Here is a 26244-nt window from a genome sequence, read left to right on the forward strand (position 1 = left end):
AACATTTAATGAATTCAACGACTACACAATCTCTTTATTAAAATGTCCTCTTGTGTCTGTTTCCTGATTAAAGACAGCATTATTCATAGAGCCATTTAATTTGCCTGACGCCATATGAATGACTTTCACAACCTGCTCTTTTGATTCAACTGTGAAGTTTAATCTGAGCGCCTCAATTCCTTGGATATCTTGTAGCTCATCTAAAAGATTAAGCGTCTTCCCGTTAAGGAGAGTCGTTGTACAATCATCATGGGAAATGATAGGGAACGTTCCGTGCTCATCTTTTAACTCATAGCTCTTCGTTTTGCAAATTCTGCATTGATTCATTTTTTTCATCGGACAATATTTCGTAAACATCAAAGGAGCCCTGCCATATACAATCATTTCCAGTGAAGGATAGCCGTCATTTTCTTTAACATAGGCATTCATTAAATCTTCAATTTGGCCCTTATTCAATTCATAAGATAAAGTGACTCGCTTTGCACCTAATTTATATAATTCATAGCAACTAGTGGCATTAATAACATTTAGAGAATAGTCCGTAACAAACGGGTTTGTTTCTCTATAGTGATTAATCCCCCCATATCCTCCAATTAGTAGCTGTCCTTCTTGTTCCTTATAATCATTCTGATTTCTTCTAACCACATTTTCGTAATAGATTTCCTTAATTCCACAGCTCACGCAAGCATCGTACTGTTCCTTAGTCGTTACAGAGGCCGTAAGGTATGGTTTTCCAGGGGCAAAGCTTATTTTTTCTTTTGCTTCCAAAGCCTTGGTTCTTTTCTGCTGGCTGTTAAGCTTTAAGTCATACAAGCCCAGTACAATATCTCTTCTTGCTGCATTTAACAGTTTAGCTGGAATAAATGCATTGCATTCCTCATACTCGACATGATTAAGTTCGAATATCGTATCATTTAATCTTGAGAATTGCTTGATTACCTGGTCTTTTGTTGTTGGATTATTAATGGCTTCGCCCAGTATTTCCTCGCTTTCATAGGAATAATTAAAGCCTAAGCCTTCCGCATCTATGAAAAGCTTTGAATCTGGACATGCATATACTCTAATATCGAGGTCAAACCGCTTAAATTCTTTTTCCAGTGATGCTTCTAATTCTTTGTTATAGAAATAATCCTTCGTTTTATATACTAAATCTCCCTTAGACATCTTTTCTTTGATTTTGATATAGCAGACATCCTCTGCTTTGTTGATTAATTCGCCATCTTTATCGTACAGTTTGGCAACCGTTAAATTAACATCTTCATTGTTGTGACTGATTCGAATGGTATCGTTCTGATTTAAAGGACGTGTAAGTGTTATTTCATACATGTCTTTAACAATCCCGCTGATTGTTCCAATTTCATAACCAAAGTTATTAGGTTTTAAGATGTTTGTAATATTTCTCCTGTCTTCGTGAAACAAATACCCTTTAGTAAATGTTCTATTGAATGTTTTTTTCAGATTTTCTTTGTCTTCTTCGGTTATTTTATGATCTAAGGCCTTGCGGTATTTGGATACAACATTAGCAACATACGTAGGCGCCTTCATTCGGCCTTCTATTTTTAAAGAATCGATTTCTTTTAAATCATGGATATAATCGATGGTGTTTAAGTCCTTAGTAGATAGAATATAGCTTTTCCCTAAAGATGTATCTGTTGTCTTATCGATTAGTTCATACTCCTTACGGCATGAACCCACACATCTTCCGCGATTTGCGCATCGATTGCCGAGCAATCCTGACATTAGACAATTTCCCGAATAAGATACACATAAAGCACCGTGAACGAAAATTTCTAAAGGGATTTCAGCTATTCTTTTAATCTCTTTTACTTTTTCAATCTTGACCTCACGGGACAGAACAACTCTTTTAGCACCAAGTTCTTTAAATAATAAAGTTCCATCTAGATCGTCTATTCCCATTTGAGTTGAACAATGTGCTTCCATATCAACAAAGTTTTTAACGATATAATCAAAAGCAATCAGGTCCTGGACGATAATGCCATCAACACCGATTTCATTTAATTCCTGTATCTGCACTTTCATCTCTTCAACTTCGTTTTCGAAAACGATGGTATTCATGGCAACATAGATTTTAACGTTCCTCAGGTGCGCATACGTAACAGCCTCTTTTAACGTTTCTAAATCAAAATTAGACGAATATGCACGTGCACCAAATTTTTGCATTCCTAAGTATATTGCATCACAACCATTAGATATTGCAGCTTTTAAAGCTTCCATATTTCCTGCTGGAGCTAATAATTCAGACATTTTTTCCTCCTATGACCCATAAATTGTACGCTAGTTAAAGCGACATTTCTTTATTAAAGATATTTTTTGTTACGCCTCAAACTTCAGACTATTTCCATTAATCATAAAATAAGAAATATACTTAAGCTGCAGCAAAACGCACAAGTCAATGGCTTGTGCGCTTGTTTTAAATGACCTCATTTGCTCTAAGGGACGTATCTCATAATAATTCTTTAAGTACATTTTTTGCCACGCGTATCTTCTCATCATTAGCGTCACGAAGCATACCTACAATATCCTGAATATCGCTCTCAGCTGAGGTAACCATAAACTCTGCACTCCTCATGGGGTCTAGATATGACGGTAATATACCGAACGATATGGAAGAACTAATTCTTCATCCATCTGTATTTGCAGTTTTCCCCAACGATAACGTTAATTATTGGTAGCGCTTATATACAAAATGTCTTCCTAAATTCGGATATTAGCTTGCAAATCATCCTTGTATAGAGAATTATTTGGCTCCTGAAGCCAAAACTGAGCAGGAATTATGGGTGCCTATCATTGCCAAGTAGCTAACATTTTATTTTACATAAGTATGAGCGAGCATCTGGCGCATTGATTAGCAGCCTTAAAAGAGCCTCCACTAAAATCGAAGTGGAGGCTCTTTTTACATTTTTGTTATTTCAATTGTATTGGCTTTAACCGTTATGCTGTGCAGTTCAAGTCATTTAAACTAATATTGAGTTCTGTTCTCCGCTTTACCACTATTTGTGATACGGTTCACCGCGATTGATCTTCACCGCGCGATACAGCTGCTCCACCAGCACCAGGCGCATGAGCTGATGAGGCAGCGTCATGCGCCCGAAGCTCATGCGTTGCTGCGCGCGGCGCATGACCTCGTCGGAGAGCCCGTGGCTCCCTCCGATGACGAACACGACATGGCTCGTCCCGTAGGTGCCGAGCCGGTCAATTTCTGCGGCAAGCTCTTCCGAGCTCCACAGCTTGCCGTCGATCGCGAGCGCAATGACATGCGCCTCGCTCTTAATCTGCGCGAGGATGCGTTCGCCCTCGCGTCCCTTTACCTGCACAACCTCTGCTTCGCTTAGAGAATCGGGTGCTTTTTCATCTGCCACCTCAATGACCTGAAACTTCAGGTATGGTGTCAGCCGTTTTGCATACTCCGCGATGCCATCGATCAAGTACTTTTCCTTCAATTTTCCTACGCCAATAATTTGAATAAGCATAAGTGCCTCCTGTCATAATCCTCTATAGAAATAGCAAAAGGACGCGCACTGGGCGTCCCTTGTAGTTTTAGTAAGTACCTTCTGTTCTATCACATATTTGGTGGAAAAGAAACGACAATTAAAACGGCCTACTCTTGCGCAGTCCCTAAATGTCCTATTTTTCATGCAATCTATGGATCTCCTGATCCCACGTATTCCTAGATTGCCTGAATCTAGAATTTCATGTATTCCTCGTCCTCAGCAGGTTCAATCCATCCCTACTTACTTTCTTCCTGCTCCTCCATCACTAAATCCGGTTTCCCCCCAGCTTCATAAGCGCTCAATATAGAGTCCAGCAAGCCTGGGAAACGTGCATTAAGATCCTCAGTCCGCAGGGACAACATGCGCTGTGTTCCTTGAACTCGTGTAAAAACAACTCCTGACTCGCGCAAAGTACGGGCATGGTGAGACATAGTGGATTTTGCGATCGGGACGTTGAAGCCGTTGCAAGCCTGTTCTCCATTTAAGTGAATATCCGATACGATATGTAAGCGAATCGGATCGCTGAGTGCATACAATACGGAGGCAAGCTGAATGTCCTTGCGGTCCGGATGAAATAGTATTTTCACGGATGATTATCCCCTTTTGTCGTACGATGAATGCGAAAAAAATATTGGTGTTCCTAATTGCATTTTATATCAACGCATGCTATATTTCAATTGTTCGTAAGTAATCGAACTATTAAACAATAATAAAAGGAGTGCTTCGCACATGACTTCTGTAAATAACCTCTCCGCGAATGCGGATCATGAAGCCTCCGTTCCGGAAGCGCCTCTTCCACGAGAAGGCCTGCTGACCCTGCTGTTCAGTGTCGCTGTGGTTCTCGTCATCATGAATACGGCTATGTTCAATCTGGCGCTGCCTGATGTGACCGAAGCCTTCGGGATTACGGCTGCGTCCGCTTCTTGGATTGTCACCGGGTATTCCATTATGTTCTCGATTGCCTCAATCACGTACAGCCGGCTTTCTGATTTTCTGCCGATTCGCCGTCTGTTGGTTATAGGCTTGTTGACGCTGGGCCTCGCGGCTGTTGCCGGCTTTTTCAGCACTAACTTTATCTTCCTGCTTATCGTACGCATTCTCCAGGCCTCAGGCGCGGGCGCAGTAATGTCCTTGTCGCTTGTCCTGTTTACCCGCTATATCCCGCAAGCCCGCCGCGGCAAAGCAATGGCGACAATTATGTCAGCCGTCTCGCTGGGTCTAGGGCTTGGGCCGGTCGCGGGCGGAGCCATCGTCGAATATCTCGGCTGGATTTGGCTATTCTCTGTAACGGCAGCTATTCTGCTTCTAGTGCCGCTGTTCCTTATCCTGCTGCCCAAAGAAGTACCCACCCGTGGCTCCTTTGATGTGCTTGGCGGGCTGTTCTTGGGCGTCGGCACGACCGGGCTGCTGCTGTTCCTGACCAGCGGGTTGTGGATTGCCTTGATCGCCGGAATTGTCGCCATTGCTTTATTTGTTGGCCGTATCCGCAGCACACCTGATCCATTCGTGATGCCGGAGCTTTTCCGTAACCGCTCATATCTCGTGTTGGCTCTGATCGGAGTTGCCTCCTACCTATGCAGCTTTGCCACGTTATTCCTGCTGCCGCAGATTCTGACTCACCGTTTCGGCTTCAGCGCAAGCCATGCCGGGCTTGTGATCTTTCCGGGTTCGCTGCTCGCCATCTTTGTCTCCCGCTCCGTCGGGCGAATCATTGACCGTTATGGCAATGCGGGGATTTTGCGTTTTGCACCATTGCTCGTATTGACCGCTACCATCCTATTCGCTTTCTTTGCTGGGCGGTCATGGATTGCCGTCATGTTCATCTATATGATTATGAGTCTGGCCTTCACGACACTGTCCAGTAGTGTATCCAATGAAATTTCTCGGATTCTGCCTTCTTCACAAATTGGCTCCGGGATGGGCCTGTTCCAGCTGCTGCAATTCTTCAGCGGCGCCTTCAGCGTGGCTATGGCCGCAAGCGCACTAGAATGGCAGCGCGGACTGCCGCTTTCTGCAGCCTACTCCAATATCTACTGGGGACTCTCTATTGCAGCATTGATCGCCATCATCTCAGCTATTCTCTACCGCCGAGGCAACCGAAGTAGCTCGCTGACCGACATAGTAGATGCAGCAGATGCATAAGACCTAATCGGCTAACACATATATTATTTCATGCAAAAAAACACCCTGCGGCCCATTTCCGGGACTGCAAGGTGTTTTTAATAAATTTTAACAGTCCTTTAGACCACTAAATATTCCGCATTCTTCTCACATTCCGCACATTTGGCCGGCGGGTCCCAGTCCGAGAACTCGGTCTCCTTCAAGTCCACAATATCAGGTGCATCCTCATACTCGTCCACAAATTTGTCGATGGCTAACTCTACATGTTCTTTACATACTACATACATTCAACCAAGCATCCCTTTCTGTGCCGCTGCGGCCTATACTCCTTCTATTGTTCTACCATACTTCCCACGAAAATGGAACTCCTATCTATCCATTCCAGCAATCTGTTCATCCATTGTCTATATTCTTGCCCTACCGAAAAAAAAGATTCCTCTCACCCCAAACGGGCAAAAGGAATCTCTTCACTAATATCTCTCTAATTTCTATAAATGTTATCTACAAACTCTCCATCTTACACTAGAAACTCCACTGGACGATCCAGCTCATACAATCTGCGGTAACGTGGTTCTTTTTCCATCAGCTCCGCATGGGTTCCACGCATTTCTACCGAGCCATTTTCCATAAAAATCACTTCATCCATCTGCTCCGCACCAACCAAATGATGCGTTACCCAGATCAGAGATTTACCGTCCATAGCTTCAAACATCGTCTGCAAAAGATTACGTTCCGTGCTTGGGTCCAGCCCTACGGTCGGTTCGTCAAGAATGACGACAGGTGTATTTTGCAGCAAAATACGCGCTAACGCTATCCGCTGACGCTCTCCACCGGAGAAACGTTGCCCCGCTTCACGGACAAAGGTATTGTATCCCTCTGGTAACGAGGAGATCAGCGTATCCATTTTGGCTAATGCGCCAGCTTCTTTAATCGCTTGTTCGGAAGCCTTCGGATCACCCATGCGAATATTGTTCGCTACCGTAGTATCAAATAAGTGTGGGCTTTGATTTAGCACCGCAATAATAGAAGGAATATTATCGCCATAGGCAGCCGCCGCGATTCCATTAATCATAGCCGAACCTGCAGAAGGTTGGATAACCCCTTGAATAGCCTTTAACAACGTCGATTTCCCTGCCCCACTACGGCCGATGATGGCAATTTTTTTGCCTTGTGGGATGTCGAGGCTGAGATCACGAACCGACCAGTTATCCTCTGATCCATAGCGGTAACCCACATTTTCGAGCTGGATATGAGCACTTTTTATGGCCTGAGGTAGAACATCGACTACAGATGCCTGTTCGGAAACTATATTCTGCTCTTCTCCAACCACTCCAGACAACCGCTCCAGCGAGTTACGGTACTGCGGGATTTTCTCCACAGCTTCGGATACTGGCAAAAAAGCATCTGCCACAGGAAAAACAACCAATACAAACGCCGCAATCAACGTACCTGCAATAGCACCATCCGCATACTCCCCGGCGGCCCAATATAACATTGAAAGCACGCCAACTCCAACAACTGCTTGCCCGATGAACGCACGTAGACGCGCCCAGCTGCGCAGCGCTGCATCCGTTTTGGCTACTTTTTTCTCATCTGCTTCATAGGTCTCCACGAACTGGCTTTGCCGTCCACTAATGACCCAATCGCCCATACCGAGAACGGCGTCAGTCAGCTTTTGATAGAGGCGATTACGCTCTACCTTCACTTCACGTTGACGTTTCTGGGTGAACAACAAAGAGATAAGCGGCAATACCACGACCAACACCAAAATATACAAAGCCATTAATAACGCAAAACCGATATCAAAGGTGCCCAACGCAATCACTGCAACCCCGTATATCAATAAAGCAATAACACTTGGAAATACAGTTCTCAGATATACATTTTGCAAATATTCGATGTCATCAGCTAACATCCCGAGAATATCCCCAGTACGGAAACGCGAAGACAGGAACAAGGCCTGTGGCTCCAAAATATTGTACAGGCGCACACGCATTTTAGAAAGAATCCGTAAAATGGTGTCATGCCCAATCAGCCGTTCCACGTAGTGAATGACTGCTCGGCTTGTTCCGAACGTACGTACACCAACAATCGGCACGTAGATCATCAGGATATTTTCGACCGGTGTAGACGCTTTTGAGATCAGAAATCCTGAAGTATACATCAATGAAGAGGCTGTAAAAATCGTCAACGCCCCAAGCACAATAATTAGTACAAACCGCCAAAAATACGACGATACATAGGGAGCAAACCATCCTTCACGTTTCAATGGATTCCCTCCAATTGCGACCCAATCAACTCATAATACGCACCCTTGCGGGCAAGTAACTCCTGATGGGTACCGATTTCTGCCACTTGGCCTTGCTTCATTACTACAATAATGTCCATATCTAGCATCCAGTGTAGGCGATGGGTAGCCAGAAAGACCAGCTTTCCTTCAAAAAGAGGCACCATCGTCTCCTTCAGCTCATATTCCGTTTCAATATCCAGATGTGCCGTTGGCTCATCTAGAAGCATAATTGGACGGCTGCTAAGCAGTGCCCGGGCTAATGCCACCCGTTGCTCCTGGCCACCGCTGAACGAACGGCCGCCGCCACCAATCATCTCATCTAAACCATGCGGAAGAGTATCCACCAGCCCCGATAAACCAGTAGCTTTCACTGCCTCGGCAACAGCTTCCATAGAAGCCTCAGGGTAATAAAAACATATATTATCCGCTAACGTGCCGCTAAAAATATACGGACGCTGCGGGATATATGAGGTCTGTTTTCGCCAAGCCTCATCCGTTAATGCACTAACCGTTGTACTGTTAACCGTGATACTTCCTGAGGTAGGGTGTAAGAAGCCCCCTAATATATCCACTAAAGTAGATTTACCGGCCCCGCTCTCTCCGATAATCCCAATTTTGCTAGCTCCTTTAAATTGCAGGTTCAGCGCTTCCAGCGAAGAAAGCCCTGCTTCCTCATACTTCACGCTAACGTCATTTAATGTGAGCACGCTATTCTCATGCCAAGTGAATATTTGTTCCGATGTTTTTGCTGCAGAACCGACAGATAGATTACCGTTAGGGCCGATTACTTCAGCCTTCACCTCATCTTGATCTATAATGCTCTTCATTGCTTCAGCGGCTTCTTTCCCATCCAAAGTAGCATGGAAATCTGAACCCACCAATCTGACAGGCAGGAAATATTCCGGAGCCAAGATTAGAATCGTTAAGCCCGTAACCAATGTCATCTGTTCATTTACAAGCCGTAAACCGAGGCTTACCGCTACAGATGCTACAGACAGCATAGTGAAGAAATCCAGGGCGAACGATGACAAAAAGGCCACTCGCAGCGTACGCATGGTCGCCGAGCGATAACGATCGCTGACCGTAGCAATGCTGTCGCTATGACTACGACTTCGTCCTAGAAATTTTAATGTTTCTAGCCCACGTAGTGAGTCTACAAAATGATTAGATAATGTGCGATATGATTTCAACTGCCGATCCATTTGCTTACGGGCCGTCATCCCAATCAAAATCATAAAAACAATAATAATCGGCATAGTTACCGTAAGAATAATCCCGCTCGTAGTGTCCATCGTAAAAACGTAAATAAGCACCAAGACCGGTGTAACAGACATCCCTACCATTCTAGGAATGATTGCTTCTAGATACGTGCGGAATTTAGTTACGCCTTCCAGCACTAGTGTAACAAGATCCCCGGTTCCACGCCCGCCCACCATTCTAGGGCCAAGCTGGAAGAGCTTGTCCATCATTTCCCTCCGCATAGTGCTGCCCGTTGCTTCCGCGAAGCGGTAAGAGACACGGCTCATCAGCATAGCACAAGCATGGCGCACAAGAAATGCAAGAAGGAACAATAGCGCAGTGCCCCATTGTTCCTTCAGAGGTTCTCCCGCAAATAGCGCAGAGATGACTTCTGCCAGCGATTTAGCCAGCAGAAGTATGGACAAGCTTTGCACCAGGGTAAGGAAGCCTACAATCAGAAAGACTGGCTTAACTCCTTTATACCCAAGCAAGTTTTTATCCATTAGTATTCAAGATGCTCCTTCTCGTGAACCCGTTTATGAAAGACAAAGTAACTCCAAATTTGATATCCCAATACGAACGGAAGGATGGTCAGTGCCACAATCGTCATTACCTTCAAAGAGTAATGGCCCGAAGCAGCATTAGTGATCGTCAAATTAAAAGCTTGATCAATTGAACTAATCATAACACGCGGGAACAATCCTACAAAGATAGAAGTTACCGAAAGCGCCATTACCGCTCCTGTCATTCCAAAAGCGTAGCCGTCCTTCTTCTTCGTCATGAAGTAACCGGACAGTACAAAGGCGATAACTCCCAGGGCTACAATAATCATAAGAACCGTTCCACGTTGCTCGAAAATATCCGTCATATTATAAGTCATAATCACAAAAGCAGTAAATAAAGCTGCGAGTGGTATCAGCAATTTTTGTGCCAACTTGCGAGCGCGAGCCTGTAGATCACCCACTGTACGCAGCGTTGTGAACATGAGACCATGCACTAGGCACAGAAGGACAACAGTAAGCCCTGCTACTACAGTGTACACATTCACGATATCTGTGAACCCTGCATACATTTGCATATCCCCATCAATAGGCAACCCTTTGATAAAGCTTGCAAACACTACAGCCAAGAGGAATGGTGGAAGGAAGCTGCCGATAAAAATACAGGCATCCCAAGTTCTTTTCCAAGCTAATGAATCACGTTTACCTCTGAATTCAAAAGCGACACCACGCGCTATCAGAGCTAATAAGGCAAATACAAAAGGAATATAGAATCCACTAAACAGCGTTGCATACCACTCCGGGAAAGCCGCAAACATTGCACCCGCAGCTGTGATAAGCCATACCTCATTCCCATCCCAGAAGGGTCCGATCGAGTTAATCAGAACACGGCGCTCTGTATCATTTTTAGCGAGAATTTGTGTTTCCATCCCTACGCCGAAATCGAAACCCTCCAGGAAGAAGAACCCTATAAACAGAACTGCAATCAGCACAAACCACAATTCATTAAGAGATATCATGGGAACCCTCCTCGTTATATGGATCATTCGAATCGCCGTGATCGTTATCCATCGCATAAGGACCTTTTTTAATCACTTTAATAAACAATCCGACCAACACTAATCCTAGAATTAAATAAATCGTTGTAAAAGAAATCACGGAGAACAGAACTTGACCACTTGTAATATTAGGCGACACACTGTCTTCCGTTGTCATCAGTCCGAATACCGTCCATGGCTGACGCCCGAATTCGGTCATGACCCAACCGGCTGTATTCGCAATCGGAGGAAGCAACAAGCCCCATAACATGAACCGCATAAACCAAGTGTTCGGACGGTCCATTTTTTTGCGCCACATTAAGTACATAGCGTACATTCCCAATACAATCATTAACGTTCCTGCTAGAACCATGATCCGGAAACTCCAGAATGTCGTACGTACAGGTGGAATATAGTCACCGGGGCCATAGGTTTGCTCATACTCCGCTTGCAGCTCAAGCATACCTTTAACTTCACCGGAAAATTTACTGTATGAAAGGAAACTCAGCATATAAGGAATTTGAAATTCTCCAGTACTGATTTGATTCTCTGGATCAATGTTTGCCCATACGGTCCAAGGTGCCGGGTCACCACTCTTACCCCACAGTCCTTCGGAAGCTGCCATTTTCATTGGTTGAGTTTCAACCAAATATTGCGCTTGGGCGTGACCAGCAACAGCTACACCAATAGAAGAAATAATCCCTACGATAGCTGCAATCTGAAAAGACTTCTTAAAGAAAGAAACCTCTTGTTTCTTCAATATTTTATAAGCACTAATACCTGTTACAAGAAAAGCACCTGTTGCATAAGCAGCCAGTACTGTATGTGGGAATTCAACCAGCAATTGTCCGTTCGTAATAAGCGCGAAGAAATCATTCATTTCTGCACGTCCATTATTTATCTCAAAACCCACAGGATGCTGCATAAAAGAGTTAGCCGCTAGAATCCAGAATGCAGATAACATCGTACCGAATGCTACCAGCCAGATGGACAGTAAATGTACTCGCTTGGAAACCTTATCCCAGCCGAATATCCATATCCCAATAAAAGTAGACTCCAGGAAAAAGGCTGCCAATGCCTCAACTGCAAGTGGAGCCCCGAATACATCACCCACAAAACGTGAATAATCGGACCAGTTCATCCCGAACTGAAATTCCTGCAATATCCCTGTAACTACCCCTACTGCAAAATTGATGAGGAATAGCTTTCCCCAGAACTGCGCCATTTTTTTGTACTCTTCATTACCTTTTCTAACGTACATTGTCTCCATGATTGCAATCAAGAGCGCTAGTCCGATTGATACCGGTACAAAGAAATAGTGGAATATTGTCGTCGACGCAAATTGTATACGCGACAGCATTACTGTATCCATATTTGTCCCTTCCTTCTCCCCTTTTCGTTAATTATATTCTGTCAAAAATTTAAGCTTCTTTTTGTGATAAATGTCACATAAAGATAGTCATTTAACGGTGAAATTCAAATGATTTGTGACAAAGATCACATTTTAGCATAAAGAAAGCAAAAAAAATAAGACGGTTTACCCGTCTTGAGTGGTTCGTCGTTCTATTAAATGCTTGACTCATTTAGGTATTGGTTAGATGGAAATACCCTTCTTCAGCGATTTGAGATCGCCATTTGAATTAAGCAATTGGGGTAGCATCTTCGTGCTGCGAACCATTGGAGAGTCACATAGACGGCAAGAAGGCGCATGTTCAAATGCGAAATTATCCCTCATCCATCCGTTGCATCCCTCATTGGTACATGCCCAAATTGCGGTATTTTCTTCCGGTATTTCTTCCAAAGGTTTCTTCCGGTAGTTCATTGCCGTTCCTCCCATCCTGTAAGTCAATAGTGAGTAACTAGATATAAAAAGACCGTCCCAACTTTCACAAGCTGGGACGGTTTCTTCTATTATTACAGTTTTACAACGTTTTCGGCTTGTGGTCCACGGTTGCCTTGAACAACGTTGAATTCAACGCGTTGGCCTTCGTCCAAAGTTTTGAAGCCGTCGCCAGTGATTGCGCTGAAGTGAACGAATACGTCGCTTCCGCCTTCAACTTCGATAAATCCGAATCCTTTTTCTGCGTTGAACCATTTAACTGTACCTGTTTGCATGTGTGTTACCTCCACAAATTTAAATTAATATGTTCTTTTTATCTTCAAACAAAGAAAAAATTCACACATTGAAAAAGGTTGTATTACCAAATATGACAGCCCTTTTCAATGCGAGAATTAGGGACTAAATGTATGATTGATATCATATTACCACACCTGATTAGCAAAGGCAAGCAAGCATCCGAATATATCCGGTTTTGCCCTAATAAGTATTACCTTCCAATGTAAGGGCTGCCACTTAGTGTTTATTCCCTAAATAGATCCTTTTTCTGGCATAATTATCATGGTTTTAGAAAAATAGCTTTCCCAAAAACGTTACTTTTATCCGCTTTTTCAAGAAGGTACCCCCTCGGAATCGAAGGGGTAGTCCGCTCTACTTGTCGTAACTGCTATATCATTATATACCGACTTCCAGCATATTATTCCTGTGGTTTTTCAAGAAGTTTAACTGTTGCCTGTTTGGCCTCGCCGTTTCGATAGTAAGTAATTTTCAGATCATCACCGATCTTCGTATGATTATATAAGTACTTGCGAAGAGAAAGGGTAGATATGATGGATTGATCATTAAATTTGGTAATGACATCATTGAATTGCAGTCCAGCTTCCTTCGCAGGGCCAACGGCCTCTAGAACAACTACTCCATCCTTAACACTGTTCGGCAGGTTCAATTCATTGCGTTGATCTTCTGCTAGTGGAACGTACGGATTGTTCAAATCAACTGAATATACACCCAAGTACGAACGGGCAATATGCCCTTTTTCAGCCAGCTCATTAGCGATATCTATCACATGATTCGCAGGAATTGCAAAACCCAGACCCTCTACACCCGTGTCTGAAATCTTCATCGTGTTAATTCCAATGACCTTGCCATCGAGATCCACTAACGCGCCGCCACTATTTCCTTCATTAATCGCCGCATCGGTCTGTATCACTTCTTGTTCCCAGTCATATACTCCATCCTGATTAAGGGATACGGGAACCATCCGTTCAGTATAGCTAACAATCCCCGAGGTCAATGTATCACCAAGTCCTAGCGGATTACCGATAGCAATGACCGTTTCACCTAGACGAAGCTTAGAGGAATCACCGAGCTGCGCGATGGTATCGATTCCTTTGGCATCAATAGAGAGTACCGCAATGTCGCTTACTTTATCCGTTCCAACGAGTGTTGCCTTACGGGTCTCTCCGTTCACTGTAACTACCTCGAGATTACCGGAGTCTTCGATGACATGATTATTGGTAATGATAAATGCTTTATTTCCTGTCTTTTTATAGATCACTCCTGAGCCTAGTGCGGACTCATCCAGAATGTTTAATTCTTCATTATCTTCTTTATGATTGATAATACTTACTACTGCAGGGCGAACCGTGGCAGCAGCTTGAATAATCCGGTCAAATGGATCACTACTGCTTGGGGCAACATTTCCAGTTGTTACAACCGGCTTTTGAGCAGTCTCATGACTCATCTGGCCTGTAAACATACTGAATAACAGAACTGCCACCACAGCGCTGACTAAGGAGCAAACGGCGGATATTTGCCAGGTAGATAGCCCTTTACGCGATCTGCGTACAGAATGTCTACGGTTAGCAAACGATCCCTTTGATGCTTCATCCCCTCTGGACCGCGAAACTTTAGTTGAATAGAAATCATCATCAAACAATCCCACCGAAAATCTCCCCCTTCTATTGCCAAGCGTTCACTGTTGTTAAGACCTGAACCTATAGCAACCACGTCCGAACCAAACCTCTGTAACCATTAGACTCCAAATATCACTAAAAAGTTTCACTTTATCCATTAACCCCACAAGAGTTTCGATCAATCGTTAGATTATGATAATCTTTTAATATATCTTCTCTATTAGGAATATTTTGCAACTTAAAAGACTACAATAAAATAGAAGTGTCCCTAAAATTTTAGCTTTGCTCATCACGCTTTTAATTGTATCACAGGCAACCTGCAATTCGGGATTTTCCTCAGCTAAAACACCTGCGAATTTTTTACAGTTTTCAGTTCTAATTACACTATAGATTCACACTATTAAAGGAGGATTAATTATGAGTTCTTTTTCAACAAGTATGGATTTAGTCGAGTTTATCGGTAAGCTTGGTGACTTAAAGGATGAACACTACCACATGACCCTTACCTTTAGCGCAATGATCGAATTGATGATTGAAAAAGGCCTAATCTCCCGCCAAGAATTAGATCGCAAGACCGCTGAACTTGATCAGCTTATGACTGGCTCAGCTTATCCCATGGCGTAGGTTGATCATAATACGTATCACACAGTCTGAACTCACTATCTTTGAAAAAACAGCCCCGATCCTCCATTGCGCCGCGTACCGACATTTTTGCCAAATCCATCATATTGTGATCCCGGCTTAAATGCGCCAAATAGGTCCGTTTGGTCCGCCCTGTAAGAATTTCGCTAAGCGCAGCTCCAGCTGCCTCATTGGAAAGGTGACCCATGTCGCCTAGGATGCGCCGTTTCGTATTCCACGGATAACGTCCCATTCTCAGCAATTCGATATCATGATTCGCCTCCAGCACCAATACATCTGCATCTGAAATTGCATCTCTTACCTTATCACTAACATAGCCCAGGTCTGTAGCTACACATAACTTCTCTTTTCCATCATAAAAATTGTAACCCACTGGCTCCGCTGCATCATGAGAAATCGCAAAGGATTCTACTCGCATACTGCCGAAATCCTTGTGCTGGCCAGACTCCATGATCATCCGGTTATACTCCGGTATTTTACCAATTCCCTTCTCGATAGCTCCCCAGGTATTGGTGTTCGCATAAATCGGAAGATCGTATTTACGGGCCATGGCCCCGAGTCCCTTGATATGATCGGAATGTTCGTGTGTAACTAGAATCCCGTCTATATCATTACCCGTTAGTTCACGCATGGCCAACAGCTCATCGATCCGCTTGGCACTAAAACCTGCGTCAATCATAAGTGTTGTCTCCCCGTTTCGTACCACCGTTACATTGCCGGTAGAACCACTGGACAGTACTGTAAATGAAATCCCCATTTTCCTTACTCCTTCTACTCTGTTGTCTTAGGACTGATGATGTCCGCACTAATAGCATCCACATAATAGGCATTGCCGTTCTCCAGCATAAACCGCCACATCGGCGAAGCTACCTGACTTTCCGAGTTGAACAGCTCACCGTAATACCCCAGCTCAATCTCCTTCACTACGGAATCTGCCGGAAAATACTTCTCTATCAAGCTACTAAGTGCTTGCGATGCTGGAAGCACCTTCTGTTCTTTATCGCTGCTGCTTGTCCCTATTTCAATCTTCGGCCAGCGGTAAGCTACGATTTTTTGATCACTGTTAATCAACTCTAGCCTAACACGGAACAACGACCACTGATTTTGAACCAGCGGATGAAGAACGAACTTCCCAACCTCACTTTCCTGTGAATCAAAGCGATAATTGGAAATATCAGGAATATTATCCTCAAGCACCTTGCTAAGCTCTGAGAAGGAAGAATAGATCAGCTTGCTGTCTATAGGTACATCTAATTTAATTGGTGGTTCAGTCTGTTCTTCAGCAGAATAACGATAAGTAATGTTAGGAAGCTGCGGGGTAGAAGCCGGAATGGGACACAATACACGAATCCCTTTCTGCTCCATTACGGCTTGGGTCTCAGCAGACAGGGAAGTAAAATCAAGATTAGCACTAACCTGATCGCGCAAATCGACCCACAGCTGGTAACATAGCAGCAGATTCAGACCTAAAAAGGCGCAAATCAGTACATTTTTAGCTCTTCCCCAATCCATACCCGAACCTCCTAATTGTTATATGAACCACTTGTCCATTAATTTAAAGTAAGAACACTGCCATCACTAAGTGTAACTTTCCAGACAGGTATCAGCTCCAGATGATCTTCCTTCACCTCAGGCACATAAGCAGGCGTTAAATCCTTCACTGCCGAAGTTTTACTGACCAGAGACAACCTATACTCCAGATCCGCACCTCCAGATAGCTCCACTACCTTTTTTACGGCCTTACTTTCATCTATATAAATTAGAGAACGTTCATAAGAGGATACTGTTCCCTGCTGCAGTTCCAGATTTATTACACCATACTGTAATGATGAATTGCTCATTATCGGATAGGAGCCGTACGGATAGGAGCCATAATATTGTTGAAAAGAGACCTTTCTCTCCTGTCTGCCTTCCTCTGTAGCCTCCAAACGGTAAGTCCCATTCCATCCGCCATGCTGGTTCACAAATTCTACAGCTTCCAAAGCATCCTTGGCAGGGGTACTTTCTCCAGCTGGAAGCGCCGCAGGGTCACTATAGCTCATCCAGTTCTTACCCTGGTCCACCTGAAGGCTCCGTTTGCTGTCCGTATAAATCTCCGAGCCGTTCTTCTCCCGAATATATCTAGTGCTTCCAACATCGAAGAAAAGATTACTCTGCATTTGCTCTATGGTGTACATCCCGGAAGGCATGTCTACCTGAACCAGAGAAATCTTACTGTCTGGCACATAATAATCCCCGCTTACGGTCTTGTAAGGCGTCCAATTCTTACCGAAATCCACATGCTGCTGCACATCCTGAACCGTTAAATCCGCTTTTGCCGCTTCGTATATGATGTCGCCTCTCGTACTGAAGAAAATAGCATGGGCCTTGGAATCATTCTTAATGTTATAGATCCAAATACGATCGATGCTTTCTCCTTCAAAAAGGGAATCTGGCGATAACTGCATCACCCGCTGCAATAACGTTACCGGAATACCTGCTCCGAATGAAAGCTCAATCCCAGGGTTCTCATTGCGGATCTTATCCCAATCATAATCCTGTACCGAGTGCCGTTGGAAGCTTTCGAAGCCACGACCTTTTAAGCGATTCATGATCAAGCTATAGAACGTAGAGTCCGGATAAAAAAGCGTATGTTTGCCTTCCCCCATATGGATGATCATTTTGTCAGGGTATAACAGGTTCTCTACCTTCTCTTCCGGACCCATATTATCTGTCTTCACATACAGGTTCTCAGAAAGCACTGCTGAATCAGCACCAGGCAAACGGTAGATCAAATAATAGCTTTCAACCAGGCTTCCGAGCACCAGCAAGGCTAGAATGCATGATTTGATTCGTTCCTTCATGCCTCACTCCCCCTTTGCTCGTTCAAAGGCAGGGTAAAGGTTACCTTTGAACCTTCATTTAGCTCGGATTGCAGGGAAATGGAGCCTCCATGTGCCTTCACAATTTCCCGGGCAATGGAAAGGCCAAGTCCGGTGCCTCCCATGTTCCGCGAACGTGCCTTATCCACGCGATAAAATCGTTCGAAGATCCGCTCGATATCCTTTTTCGGAATCCCTATCCCCGAATCACGCACAGAAATGGAGAGCATTCCATCCTCATTCTTCAACGCTTCCAGTTCAATCGTACCGCCTTCTGGCGTATATTTTAGCGCATTGGAGACCAAATTCCCCAAGACCTGATCGATTTGATCGCGATCAAGCCACGCCGTGGTAACATCTTTGCGGACCCTTGTACTTATATCTATACGCTTCTGCCGAATTTGAAAAGAAAAACGATCCGCCACATCCTCCAGCATCTCGGTAATATCCGTCTGCTGAATTCGAAGAAGAGCTTCCTTGGAATCCAGACGGGAAAGATGCAGCAAATCCGTGACCAGACGAATCATCCGTTCTGTTTCGTTGCGAATAACCCCAACAAATCGAACCGCCAGCTGCGGATCTTCAAGTGCTCCATCATCCAGTGCTTCAACATAGCTTTTAATAGTGGTAAGTGGTGTTCTTAGCTCATGCGAAACGTTCGCCACGAACTCACGGCGTGATTCCTCCAGATTCTCCTGTTCGGTGACATCCTGCAGCACAGCAATTGTGCCGGCAATGCCACCCTCACGACGATGAATCGGAGTAAACGTCACTCTTACGATATTAGAATCTTCTCCACCCATATGAGTCAGATGAAGCATTGCAGATTGGGCATTGCCTTTAGCCAGAGATCCGCTTTGTTCGTAATCTAAGCCCAACAATTTATCTAGAGGGGCACCTTCCGGCAACGGTCCTTCATTTCCGAGCATCAGCGCTGCCCGCCGATTCATCAGAATCACTACTCCGTTTTCATCTGTAGCCACGACACCATCACTCATGTTCGTCAGAATAGAGGTAAGCTTCTCCTTCTCCTCTTCATTCTGCGAGAGTGCCTCACGCAATCTACCGGTCATATAATTGAACGCCTGACTGAGTTGTCCAATTTCATCATTGCCCAATACGGGCATTTTACGATTGAATCGGCCTTCAGCGACAGCCGTAGCATGCCTCGTCATTTCCTTAATAGGCTGCGTGATGGTGTGCGCCAGAATGACGCATAAAACAACCGTTAACGCTAGAGCTAACAGCAAACCTGAGATAAATACACTATTGATCCGGCCCATCGTGGCGTATAGATCCTTCATGTCAGCAGCAATATAGATTGCGCCCACTACCTTGTCACCCGAGAGCACAGGCTTGGCCACAACCTTTTTACGCACATTATCATCGGCAATAATATATTCCTCGTTATCACTGATGCCCTGCAAGGCCCGATTCACAACTGTCTGGGTGTTACGCTGCCCGACATAGTCATTCTGCGAGGGAACGGAAGTGGTGATGATTTTGCCGCTGGCATCCAGTACCTGAATCTCAGCCCCGTTAATGTACAGATTATTGACCATCCCGCGCAGACTTTCCACAGCGGTTTCCTCATCTGCGGTTCCAGCCTCACTACCAAATTTATCAGCAGTCAGGATAGACAACATCTCAGCACGTGCTTTAAGGTCCTTGGTGAAATTATCTGTTAACGAGTTCTTCATCGAGCTGACAAAATAAACCCCGATCAACTGCATAGCTATCAGAATCAGCAACACGTAAATAATAATAAGTTTTGCCTGAATTGTCCGGATAAAGGACCGCCACTTCATCACAGTCCTCCATTTTTAGGGCTATGCATCAAATAGCCGAGTCCACGCCGAGTATAAATATATTCGGGCTTGCTGGGGTTCTCCTCAATTTTCTCTCTTAGACGACGGATCGTCACGTCAACGGTCCGCACATCACCGAAATACTCAAATCCCCACACTGCCTGCAGCAAATGCTCCCGAGTCATCACCTTACCGGCATGTTTGATCATATAGTAGAGCAGCTCATATTCACGATGGGTCAAGTCAAGCGGCTCCCCGCCCTTATAGACCAAATACATATCTGTATCTATAAACAGATCAAAATGATAAATGCCCTGCTTATTCTCTGCTGGTTCACTCGCCATCCCCTGTGGTGACGGTTTATGCTGTCTCCGCATCTGGGCTTTAACTCTGGCCAGCAATTCACGTGTACTAAAAGGTTTGGTCACATAGTCATCAGCACCAAGCTCCAGGCCAAGTACCTTATCAATCTCTCCGTCCTTGGCTGTAAGCATAATGATAGGAATGTCCAAGTGCGCAGAACGCACCTCGCGGCAGACGTCCATACCATCTTTGCCGGGCAGCATAAGATCAAGCAGCATAAGATCGGGCCTTTTGGACAATGCCAGCTCCACTGCACTGTTGCCATCAAAAGCACAAATAACCTCGTAGCCTTCTTTTTCTAAATTAAATTTCAATATATCAGCAATAGGCTGTTCATCATCTACTACCAGAATCGTTCCCATCTGCATGTCCCAGCTTCACCTTCCTATCCTTACTTAATGATCATTCCTTTATTTTAACATACCTGTCTAACCGTCACATCCTACGAAATAAGCAATCCCCCTGCCCAGCAAAAAGAAACGGCTTTGCCGTCACTCGTAGATTAAAAAAAATAAAAACCGCCCGATTGAAATCGAGCAGTTAAAGGACAAAGTATGAATTATTGCAAATACTTCATTGGATTTACAGCAGTGCCATTCTTCCGAATCTCAAAATGCAGATGTGTACCCGTCGAACGTCCGGTGCTGCCCATTACGCCAATCTTGCCACCCTGCTCCAAGCGTTGGCCTGTAGAAACCGAGATGCTTTTTAAATGACCATAATAGGTCTGGTATCCGTTGCGATGATCTACAATAACTACATTCCCGTATCCACTCTGCACACCTGCAAAGATCACGGTCCCGGCATCAGAAGCTTTTATATTCCGATTGCTAGATACCATATCAATACCCTTATGGGCACGGCTCCAACGCTCGCCGAAGCTACTTGTCAGTGTCGCCCCGCTTACCGGCCAACTGAACATGCCTGTTCCTTCACCAACAACCTTCGTTCCCCGATAAACAACTTCTGGCAGCGAGGCTTGTATAACGGTCTGGCCTAACCATTCTTCTTGGACGACCGTACCATTTTCCTTCGTTACCCGATACTCCATTTCTTTAAGTCCAGTTTGCCCTGGACGAACGACTTTGCTTTTGCCTGCCGCTAGCTGATCGCTCGATCGCACAACCACTTCCGGCTCAGTCACTATTTGCTCAGTCACTTTTTCCACAGTTACTACTGTAACATCTGGTTGGGGTACCTTCAGCTTCAGTGTATCTCCAATCTTCAACGTCAGCTCTTTCACGTTAGGATTGTTACTATAAATCTCTTTTTGGGTGATTTCAAACCGTTTGGCAATCCCCGAAATCGTATCGCCCTCTTGAACGGTATAAAGAAGGGGGGCCTCTTTACCTTCCGTAAGTGTCTGGACCGCTGCCTCCACATCCAACACTTTATTAGGATCTGCTTTGATAGGAACGATAGAAATATCTTCACTAATCTCTACCGACTCTACTTGCTCCGGAGTCTTCGCTTTTGCAGCAGATGAGCTGGAAGCAGCCGTTCTTGTTAGCTTACTAGCCGTCGTTGCTACTTCTGCTTGTGGGACATAATGATTTTTTACCCCTTCGAGCACAGCATTAGCAGTTTCCTGATCCTTAACTATGCCAACGGCCTTGCCATCTACCATCAATTGCACGCCTACTGCATAAGCTTTCAGCATTCCATCTAGTTTAGTAAGTGTCGCCTCACTATCAACTTCTGGCTTGTATGCTTTCTGCTCTTCTATTGTAATGCCCTCTGTTTGCAGCACCATGGTTGAATTCGGATATTTCTCCTGATATTCTCGTTGTTTCTTATCGTATAGCTGGTTAAGCTGCGTCTGATCGGTAAGTCTTCCGATTTCTTCACCCTTCACCAACACTTGATAATAGGTAACCGTGTTAGCAGCTACATACTTTTTCTCTGCTCCAACCAACACCGTAGCTAGAAGCACAAGGCCGACAGATCCCAAAATCCAAGCGCGCCGAAATCTGCGAGTACCTTTCTCTTGTTGAAAGTGTTTGGAGTCGTGATCGAAATTGTGGCTCTGTTGAACATTCGCCTCGGACTCTGCTGGATGTCCATCCTGCAGCTTGCTCATCCGACGCATGAACTTAAATCCCTTCATGAAACTCTCCCTTTCAGTCCGCTTTTACTTCCGACAAAAGCGGCCAAGCTAATTGTACGACCTCGATTATATAGATTACGTCCACGTAAATTTCTGCGTATACTAGTGCTTAATTCCTGCTTCTAATGAACCTATAAAAAGGTTGTTAAGGAGGTTACAAAAAATTAACCTCTTGAGGTCCTTGTTTACTGTACCATAGCTTAGAGAAAAATTTCAACTTTAGACATAACAAAAAACCCGCCAAATACGCGGGTTTTTTGCGCAAATATGAAATTTTAACCTTTTTCATGTGTCTATAAAGTGACAATTACAAATGCTATTGCGTAGATTCTGTAGTTGGTGTAAGCATTTTCATTATGCTCTCATATTCGTCTGCATCAACATATTTTGCAATTACCTGCTGCAGCTCTTTAACCTCATCTTCTGTTAATCCATCCTCCATCGCTGTTGAAATTTTTGCCATCTCATCCTGGGGTAGTTTGGACATCAAAATATTGAATATATTTACCTTCTCTTCCGATGGAAGATTATCTTTAAAGTCACTGAGTGCCTCAGGTGTCATTACTAATTGTTGGTCACCAACACTTCCACTTCCGCTATCAGCTGAACTTTCGGTTGTAACTTGCCCCATAACTGGTAAGGCATCAGTCGGAGTATTATCATCTACGGGCTCACCCTTGCCTTTAGCTGGCGAATCCGTGCTCTTGTCGGTCTCCTTGCTAACTGTACTCCCTGTGGTTACTTCTTTATTAGCTGTATCCGAGTCAGATTTGTTATCCATGCCAATAATGCTCCGAATCATTCCTCCAAATCCCGGACCGGGAGTATTCACTTTAATATCGAAGCTAGCCAGTACCGACTGAATATAAGCATTTACAACCACGCCCGTTGTTAGAATTGAAAGAGTGCTGGCAAGTACCACAATCAGACATACGCTAAGTGCACGCTTCACGATCTTCATCTTCATTTCTCCTCTCACCTATGTTCAAGTCTATCTGGTAGATCATTTACATGTTCTTCTATACATCCAGTATTGACTAGAACCGGCCTTGGGAAACGTCTAGGCATAAATCTAGGCCCCAAAAGAGAGATATATAGTCCTCAGAACAAAAAAAAGAGCCTCTAACGAGGCTCCTTAGTATAACTAGGTTTTAGATATAAATTGGCAATACTTGATTCGTCTGCTCACGGTTACGACCCACTGAGAAGATAGCAATCGGAATACCCGTAAGCTCAGATACACGTTCAACATATCTGCGTGTATTGGCTGGAAGATCATCCAACGTTTTTGCAGAAGTAATATCTTCGCTCCAGCCTGGAAGCTCTTCATATACCGCTTCGCATTCTGCCAGCATTTTGAGGCTAGCAGGGTAATGAGTAATTACCTCACCACGGTATTTGTAGCCTGTGCAGATCTTCACAGTCTCAAGTCCGCTAAGTACATCCAGCGAGTTAAGAGATAGCCCTGTGATTCCACTTACACGACGAGCGTGACTCACAACTACACTGTCGAACCAGCCTACACGGCGCGCACGTCCGGTAACTGTGCCATATTCATGACCTGTTTCACGGATATAATCACCTGTTGCATCATTCAGCTCTGTAGGGAACGGGCCATCTCCAACACGAGTGGTATAGGCTTTTGCAACCCCAATAACCTGTTTGATTTTGGACGGTCCCACACCAGAACCTATGCATACCCCACCGGCAGATGGGTTGGATGAAGTAACAAACGGATACGTACCTTGATCGATATCAAGCATTACTCCTTGCGCACCTTCAAACAACACTTTGCGATCCGCATCAATGGCTTCATTAAGAATAACAGAGGTGTCTGTTACATAATTACGCAGCACTTCTGCATATTCCAGATATTGAGTCAGAATCTCTTCTACGTTAAGAGCTTCCGCACCATAGACCTGTGTAATCACTTGGTTCTTCTCTTGCATCAAGGGGCGGAGTCTCAGTTCGAATTCCTCAGCGTCCATCAAGTCAGCAATACGGATACCGTTGCGTGCTGCCTTATCCATATAACAAGGACCGATACCTTTACGTGTAGTACCAATCTTGTTCGGACCCTTACGGTCTTCTTCGAGAGCATCCAGCACCATATGGTATGGCATAATGACATGAGCACGATCACTGATCACTAAGTTCTTAGTATCAAAACCGTTCTCGTGAATATAATTAATTTCTTGGATCAAGGCAGCCGGATTAATAACCATTCCGTTACCAATTACACAAGTTTTCTCTTTATAAAATACACCCGAAGGGATCAAGCTGAGCTTAAACTTCTCACCGTCAATCAGAATCGTGTGACCGGCATTATTGCCCCCTTGATAACGGGCGACCACATCTGCACTTTCCGCTAGAAAGTCAGTGATTTTCCCTTTACCTTCGTCTCCCCATTGTGTTCCCACGACGACTACCGTTGACATGTTCATTCCTCCGTAGGTGCTACTTAGCACCATTATTTTTCATAATATAGGCCCTATACGTCATTCTTATGTACGTGGCCCTCCGGACGCCAAGCAGATTTAACCCGCTAAAGGACAATTCTCAGTGTAACAGCGGTTTTTTTCAAAGTCAAATAAAACGAACGATTACACAAAGAAATGTGCAATCGTTCGGGAATTATACATGTCAGGTTTAACCAGCAAAGGGTTCCGCATGTGCTCGCTCGTAGTTAACGAACTTGTTGAAATTTTTAAGAAAGACCAGTTCTACCGTGCCTACGGGACCATTACGCTGTTTAGCTATAATGATCTCAATAATATTCTTCTTCTCCGTATCCGCATTGTAATAATCATCACGATACAGAAACGCAACAATATCGGCATCCTGCTCGATAGAACCCGATTCACGCAAGTCACTCATCATTGGACGTTTATCCTGACGCTGCTCTACACCCCGGCTTAACTGCGACAGGGCAATAACCGGCACATCCAGCTCACGGGCAATCTGCTTCAATGTACGAGATATATCCGATACTTCCTGCTGACGGTTCTCTCCGCCTTTACCGCGGCCCTGAATGAGCTGCAAGTAGTCGATGACGATCATGCCAAGTCCTTTTTCCTTCTTCAGTCTCCGGCACTTTGCACGAATATCGGTTACCGTGATACCTGGTGTATCGTCGATATAAATCTCCGCTTCAGATAGAGACTGAATGCCCATCGTCAGCTTGGACCAATCATCATCACTCTTGAAGTCACCGGTACGCATAATATTGGCATCTAAGTTGGCTTCAGCACAAATCATCCGCTGTACCAGCTGTGGCGCTGACATTTCCAGACTGAATATCGCAACAGTTTCTTTAGCGCGTACTGCCACGTTCTGTGCAATATTCAGGGCGAATGCAGTTTTACCAACAGATGGACGAGCCGCAACAATGATCAGATCGTTACGTTGGAATCCGTTAGTCATATGATCTAAATCCACAAATCCGGTTGGGATACCTGAGGTACCCCCCTTATTTTGATGAAGCAACTCAACCTTGTCGAACACTTCCATCAAGACATCGCGGATCGCAATAAATCCACTGCCGCTCCGCCGGTTGGAGATTTCAAGAATACGCCGCTCTGCATCACTCAGCATATCGGCTACATCTTCACCGCCAGTATAACCTTCGCTCACAATCTGCGTGGCTGTGCGAATCAAACGGCGCAGCATGGCTTTCTCTTCGATAATCTGGGCGTAGTATTCTACGTTAGCAGCAGTAGGCACGGCATGCGCCAGCTTAGCTAAGTAGCTAACACCACCAATATCTTCAAGCTCTCCTTTGTCCTGCAGTCTGGACGTAAGTGTAACAAGATCAATCGGCTGGCTCTCTTCTCCGAGCTGCACCATCGCCTCAAAAATCATTTGATGCGCTTTATCGTAGAAGTCTTCAGTATTCACCCGTTCCATTGCAGTAATGAGCGCTTCATCCTGCAACAGAACCGCACCAATTACCGCCTGCTCGGCTTCAAGATTCTGCGGGGGAACCCGATCGAAAAAGAGATCTCCACCCAT

22 protein-coding genes are annotated in these 26244 nt (G+C 44.6%); 2 read left to right on the forward strand and 20 right to left on the reverse strand.

The window, feature by feature from the left end:
* Nucleotides 1–21: 21 nt before the first annotated feature.
* The 3 genes from PODO_RS29515 to PODO_RS29525 all read right to left on the reverse strand — a co-directional run bounded on the left by PODO_RS29515 (nucleotide 22) and on the right by PODO_RS29525 (nucleotide 4099).
* A complete protein-coding gene (locus PODO_RS29515; protein WP_038573935.1) occupies nucleotides 22–2265 on the reverse strand; it encodes a U32 family peptidase in 2244 nt (747 codons plus the stop codon).
* A 746-nt stretch (nucleotides 2266–3011) separates the two neighbouring features.
* Complete coding sequence (gene rlmH, locus PODO_RS29520) at nucleotides 3012–3491, reverse strand: 23S rRNA (pseudouridine(1915)-N(3))-methyltransferase RlmH (RefSeq protein ID WP_038573937.1); 480 nt, start codon at nucleotides 3489–3491, stop codon at nucleotides 3012–3014.
* Nucleotides 3492–3748: 257 nt separating this feature from the next.
* Nucleotides 3749–4099, reverse strand: a complete 351-nt coding sequence (locus PODO_RS29525; protein ID WP_038573939.1) for an ArsR/SmtB family transcription factor — start codon at nucleotides 4097–4099, stop codon at nucleotides 3749–3751.
* A 142-nt stretch (nucleotides 4100–4241) separates the two neighbouring features.
* Between PODO_RS29525 and PODO_RS29530 the strand changes: the two genes are divergently transcribed.
* On the forward strand, nucleotides 4242–5654 hold the full coding sequence (locus tag PODO_RS29530; RefSeq protein ID WP_038573941.1) for an MFS transporter: 1413 nt from the start codon (nucleotides 4242–4244) through the stop codon (nucleotides 5652–5654).
* A 98-nt stretch (nucleotides 5655–5752) separates the two neighbouring features.
* Here the strand turns inward: PODO_RS29530 and PODO_RS30825 are convergent, their stop codons facing one another.
* The 8 genes from PODO_RS30825 to PODO_RS29565 all read right to left on the reverse strand — a co-directional run bounded on the left by PODO_RS30825 (nucleotide 5753) and on the right by PODO_RS29565 (nucleotide 14481).
* On the reverse strand, nucleotides 5753–5920 hold the full coding sequence (locus PODO_RS30825; RefSeq protein WP_063829780.1) for a CxxH/CxxC protein: 168 nt from the start codon (nucleotides 5918–5920) through the stop codon (nucleotides 5753–5755).
* 230 nt (nucleotides 5921–6150) lie between these two features.
* Entirely contained in the window at nucleotides 6151–7902 is a 1752-nt protein-coding gene (gene cydC, locus PODO_RS29535; protein WP_038573943.1) for a thiol reductant ABC exporter subunit CydC, read from the reverse strand.
* Nucleotides 7899–9665 carry a thiol reductant ABC exporter subunit CydD gene (gene cydD, locus PODO_RS29540; protein WP_038573945.1) on the reverse strand — a complete coding sequence of 589 codons (1767 nt, stop codon included), beginning with the start codon at nucleotides 9663–9665 and terminating at the stop codon, nucleotides 7899–7901. Before cydD ends, cydC begins: the two co-directional genes overlap by 4 nt.
* The gene (gene cydB / locus PODO_RS29545; RefSeq protein ID WP_038573947.1) at nucleotides 9665–10681 is read right to left on the reverse strand and encodes a cytochrome d ubiquinol oxidase subunit II; all 1017 of its coding nucleotides are present in this window, start codon (nucleotides 10679–10681) and stop codon (nucleotides 9665–9667) included. Before cydB ends, cydD begins: the two co-directional genes overlap by 1 nt.
* Entirely contained in the window at nucleotides 10668–12071 is a 1404-nt protein-coding gene (locus PODO_RS29550) for a cytochrome ubiquinol oxidase subunit I (protein WP_036677831.1), read from the reverse strand. Before PODO_RS29550 ends, cydB begins: the two co-directional genes overlap by 14 nt.
* 222 nt (nucleotides 12072–12293) lie before the next feature.
* The gene (locus tag PODO_RS29555; RefSeq protein ID WP_036677829.1) at nucleotides 12294–12521 is read right to left on the reverse strand and encodes a cold-shock protein; all 228 of its coding nucleotides are present in this window, start codon (nucleotides 12519–12521) and stop codon (nucleotides 12294–12296) included.
* A 92-nt stretch (nucleotides 12522–12613) separates the two neighbouring features.
* Nucleotides 12614–12814, reverse strand: coding sequence for a cold-shock protein (locus tag PODO_RS29560; RefSeq protein ID WP_019914582.1), 201 nt, complete (start codon nucleotides 12812–12814; stop codon nucleotides 12614–12616).
* Between the two features lie 419 nt (nucleotides 12815–13233).
* Nucleotides 13234–14481 (reverse strand): S1C family serine protease, encoded by a 1248-nt coding sequence (locus PODO_RS29565; protein ID WP_036677827.1) that lies wholly within the window; start codon nucleotides 14479–14481, stop codon nucleotides 13234–13236.
* A 388-nt stretch (nucleotides 14482–14869) separates the two neighbouring features.
* On the opposite strand from PODO_RS29565, the gene PODO_RS29570 reads away from it, so the two are divergent.
* Nucleotides 14870–15076 (forward strand): hypothetical protein, encoded by a 207-nt coding sequence (locus PODO_RS29570; RefSeq protein WP_038573951.1) that lies wholly within the window; start codon nucleotides 14870–14872, stop codon nucleotides 15074–15076.
* Here the strand turns inward: PODO_RS29570 and PODO_RS29575 are convergent.
* The 9 genes from PODO_RS29575 to dnaB form a co-directional block, all read right to left on the reverse strand.
* Nucleotides 15045–15851 carry an MBL fold metallo-hydrolase gene (locus tag PODO_RS29575; protein WP_036677825.1) on the reverse strand — a complete coding sequence of 269 codons (807 nt, stop codon included), beginning with the start codon at nucleotides 15849–15851 and terminating at the stop codon, nucleotides 15045–15047. The two genes, PODO_RS29570 and PODO_RS29575, sit on opposite strands and share 32 nt — an antisense overlap.
* A 14-nt stretch (nucleotides 15852–15865) precedes the next feature.
* A complete protein-coding gene (gene yycI / locus PODO_RS29580) occupies nucleotides 15866–16606 on the reverse strand; it encodes a two-component system regulatory protein YycI (protein ID WP_038573953.1) in 741 nt (246 codons plus the stop codon).
* Nucleotides 16607–16644: 38 nt separating this feature from the next.
* The gene (locus tag PODO_RS29585; protein WP_036677820.1) at nucleotides 16645–17937 is read right to left on the reverse strand and encodes a YycH family regulatory protein; all 1293 of its coding nucleotides are present in this window, start codon (nucleotides 17935–17937) and stop codon (nucleotides 16645–16647) included.
* Nucleotides 17934–19763: a cell wall metabolism sensor histidine kinase WalK gene (gene walK / locus PODO_RS29590; RefSeq protein ID WP_036677817.1), complete on the reverse strand. Its 1830-nt coding sequence runs from the start codon at nucleotides 19761–19763 to the stop codon at nucleotides 17934–17936. The genes PODO_RS29585 and walK overlap by 4 nt, the downstream gene beginning before the upstream one ends.
* On the reverse strand, nucleotides 19763–20494 hold the full coding sequence (gene yycF, locus PODO_RS29595; protein WP_036677815.1) for a response regulator YycF: 732 nt from the start codon (nucleotides 20492–20494) through the stop codon (nucleotides 19763–19765). Before yycF ends, walK begins: the two co-directional genes overlap by 1 nt.
* Before the next feature lie 191 nt (nucleotides 20495–20685).
* On the reverse strand, nucleotides 20686–22233 hold the full coding sequence (locus PODO_RS29600) for a M23 family metallopeptidase (protein ID WP_038573954.1): 1548 nt from the start codon (nucleotides 22231–22233) through the stop codon (nucleotides 20686–20688).
* A 316-nt stretch (nucleotides 22234–22549) separates the two neighbouring features.
* Nucleotides 22550–23194 carry a hypothetical protein gene (locus PODO_RS29605; protein ID WP_038573956.1) on the reverse strand — a complete coding sequence of 215 codons (645 nt, stop codon included), beginning with the start codon at nucleotides 23192–23194 and terminating at the stop codon, nucleotides 22550–22552.
* A 190-nt stretch (nucleotides 23195–23384) separates the two neighbouring features.
* On the reverse strand, nucleotides 23385–24671 hold the full coding sequence (locus tag PODO_RS29610) for an adenylosuccinate synthase (RefSeq protein WP_036677809.1): 1287 nt from the start codon (nucleotides 24669–24671) through the stop codon (nucleotides 23385–23387).
* Between the two features lie 211 nt (nucleotides 24672–24882).
* On the reverse strand, nucleotides 24883–26244 hold the full coding sequence (gene dnaB, locus PODO_RS29615) for a replicative DNA helicase (RefSeq protein ID WP_036677807.1): 1362 nt from the start codon (nucleotides 26242–26244) through the stop codon (nucleotides 24883–24885).

It is taken from the genome of Paenibacillus odorifer, assembly GCF_000758725.1.
Classification (GTDB): domain Bacteria; phylum Bacillota; class Bacilli; order Paenibacillales; family Paenibacillaceae; genus Paenibacillus_AQ; species Paenibacillus_AQ odorifer.

Coding starts and splice junctions, on each gene's coding strand:
- PODO_RS29600 (WP_038573954.1), bottom strand. CDS start 22,233: ATGAAGGGATTTAAGTTCATGCGTCGGATGAGCAAGCTGCAGGATGGA.
- cydB (WP_038573947.1), bottom strand. CDS start 10,681: ATGATATCTCTTAATGAATTGTGGTTTGTGCTGATTGCAGTTCTGTTT.
- walK (WP_036677817.1), bottom strand. CDS start 19,763: ATGAAGTGGCGGTCCTTTATCCGGACAATTCAGGCAAAACTTATTATT.
- PODO_RS29605 (WP_038573956.1), bottom strand. CDS start 23,194: ATGAAGATCGTGAAGCGTGCACTTAGCGTATGTCTGATTGTGGTACTT.
- PODO_RS30825 (WP_063829780.1), bottom strand. CDS start 5,920: ATGTATGTAGTATGTAAAGAACATGTAGAGTTAGCCATCGACAAATTT.
- PODO_RS29555 (WP_036677829.1), bottom strand. CDS start 12,521: ATGAACTACCGGAAGAAACCTTTGGAAGAAATACCGGAAGAAAATACC.
- PODO_RS29560 (WP_019914582.1), bottom strand. CDS start 12,814: ATGCAAACAGGTACAGTTAAATGGTTCAACGCAGAAAAAGGATTCGGA.
- PODO_RS29515 (WP_038573935.1), bottom strand. CDS start 2,265: ATGTCTGAATTATTAGCTCCAGCAGGAAATATGGAAGCTTTAAAAGCT.
- PODO_RS29570 (WP_038573951.1), top strand. CDS start 14,870: ATGAGTTCTTTTTCAACAAGTATGGATTTAGTCGAGTTTATCGGTAAG.
- PODO_RS29550 (WP_036677831.1), bottom strand. CDS start 12,071: ATGGATACAGTAATGCTGTCGCGTATACAATTTGCGTCGACGACAATA.
- PODO_RS29610 (WP_036677809.1), bottom strand. CDS start 24,671: ATGTCAACGGTAGTCGTCGTGGGAACACAATGGGGAGACGAAGGTAAA.
- dnaB (WP_036677807.1), bottom strand. CDS start 26,244: ATGGGTGGAGATCTCTTTTTCGATCGGGTTCCCCCGCAGAATCTTGAA.
- PODO_RS29585 (WP_036677820.1), bottom strand. CDS start 17,937: ATGAAGGAACGAATCAAATCATGCATTCTAGCCTTGCTGGTGCTCGGA.
- cydD (WP_038573945.1), bottom strand. CDS start 9,665: ATGGATAAAAACTTGCTTGGGTATAAAGGAGTTAAGCCAGTCTTTCTG.
- yycI (WP_038573953.1), bottom strand. CDS start 16,606: ATGGATTGGGGAAGAGCTAAAAATGTACTGATTTGCGCCTTTTTAGGT.
- yycF (WP_036677815.1), bottom strand. CDS start 20,494: ATGCAGATGGGAACGATTCTGGTAGTAGATGATGAACAGCCTATTGCT.
- PODO_RS29575 (WP_036677825.1), bottom strand. CDS start 15,851: ATGGGGATTTCATTTACAGTACTGTCCAGTGGTTCTACCGGCAATGTA.
- rlmH (WP_038573937.1), bottom strand. CDS start 3,491: ATGCTTATTCAAATTATTGGCGTAGGAAAATTGAAGGAAAAGTACTTG.
- PODO_RS29530 (WP_038573941.1), top strand. CDS start 4,242: ATGACTTCTGTAAATAACCTCTCCGCGAATGCGGATCATGAAGCCTCC.